The organism is Candidatus Endomicrobiellum pyrsonymphae (assembly GCF_020328025.1).
Classification (GTDB): Bacteria; Elusimicrobiota; Endomicrobiia; order Endomicrobiales; family Endomicrobiaceae; genus Endomicrobiellum; species Endomicrobiellum pyrsonymphae.
This window is the reverse complement of sequence record NZ_JAIXMZ010000106.1, coordinates 1-1537: the sequence shown is the minus strand read 5'-3', so window position 1 is coordinate 1537 and position 1537 is coordinate 1. Positions and strand designations below refer to the sequence as shown.

Annotated in this window: 2 protein-coding genes; both read right to left on the bottom strand. The window is 31.1% G+C overall.

Translation table 11 applies throughout. The annotated features are described in order from the left end of the window. Positions 1–166 precede the first annotated feature (166 nt). Positions 167–664 carry a DNA adenine methylase gene (locus tag LE180_RS06680; RefSeq protein WP_374134675.1) on the bottom strand — a complete coding sequence of 166 codons (498 nt, stop codon included), beginning with the start codon at positions 662–664 and terminating at the stop codon, positions 167–169. A 154-nt stretch (positions 665–818) separates the two neighbouring features. Then, on the bottom strand, positions 819–1385 hold the full coding sequence (locus LE180_RS06675) for a LemA family protein (protein ID WP_374134674.1): 567 nt from the start codon (positions 1383–1385) through the stop codon (positions 819–821). Positions 1386–1537 lie beyond the last annotated feature (152 nt).

Genomic DNA, 1537 nt, shown 5'->3' with positions numbered 1-1537 from the left:
ATAAATTTATAATATGCGGCTTGTGTAATTGCATTCCATTCTTTATTTTTTTCTTGATTTCCAGAATTCTTCAATAAGAGCGTGGTTTGGCTCTGAAAATATATCAAGAGAAAAAATTATTGAAATTATTAAAAATTATAATGAGATTAAAATCAAAAAAAGACAATTATATGTCTTTTTTGATTTTAATCTCATTATAATTTTTAATRATTTCAATAATTTTTTCTCTTGATATATTTTCAGAGCCAAACCACGCTAAATGACAAATAAAATTACTATACATCATATCATTAGTAATTATTTTTCTATCCTTAAACAGCGTGCTGACAGCTCCTGTTCCTGCAAATATATCTGCAATGCTATCAATATCATTACAGTTATCAGCTATAACCTTTTTAATAAATGGCAGCAGTCTATATTTATTTCCTAAATACCTGCGATTGTTAATATCTGTTGTTCTATAAGGTAAGATGGTATCTTGTCGCTTAGGAAGATGCTTTTGTTCAATAGTATCTTGTACTTGAGAAACCAATTTAGAAGACCAAATAGTGCGGTTAGACTTTTTATCAGGCGAGGAAATTCTGCCTGTATTTATTAAATAATATAAAGATGATCTTGGAATATTAAGTTTTTTACTAACTTCGACGGTAGTTAATATACCCATTTAAAAACTCTCTTATGCAACTTGTTTTCGTTGTCTTTGTACATTCTAGTAGTATATTATTTGTTTTTCAAGAATCAACTATCACGAACTGGCGCCCGTAACAATTGATTCTATTTTAAAATCAAAATGTTAAATATTACTGTGAGTAAAAAGATTAAAACGAAACTTTGACGGGGTCTTTTGCAGTTTGTTCGTTTTCGTTTAGTTTGAAAAAATCCTGTTTTGTAAAGCCAAATGCGTTTCCGATAAGATTGCTCGGGAATATTTCAAGTTTTGTGTTGAGTACAAAAACGTTTGAATTATAAAATCTGCGGCTTGCTTGTATTTTGTTTTCAGTATCTGCAAGTTCTTTTTGCAGTTCTAAAAAATTTGTATTTGCTTTTAAATTTGGATAGCTTTCAGATAATGCAAAAAGAGATTTTAGTGTTCCCGATAGTACATTTTCCGCATTTGCTTTGTCAGCGATGGTTCCGGTCGCCTGCATAGCGGAATTCCTAGCTTTTATAACAGCTTCCAAAGTGTTTTTCTCATGAGCAGCATAACCCTTAATTGTTTCTACAAGGTTAGGTATCAAGTCATAACGACGTTTCATCTGTACTTCCATATCGCTCCCTGCTTCTTTAACTCTGTTTCTAAGCATTACAAATTTATTGTAAGTCGCAAGAAAATACAATCCGGCAAAAACAATTAAAACGACGATAATCACAAGAACTGTTTGCATAATTTCTCTCCATTATTTTTGGTTTAAGTACATATCGGACACGGCAAGCGTTTTTTTATAGTACTCTAGCATTTCTCTATGCTCTTGCGTTTCTTCAGTTTTTGAAAGCATTTTGGTTGTTGAATCAAAGTCAAAATATATAACATTGCCCG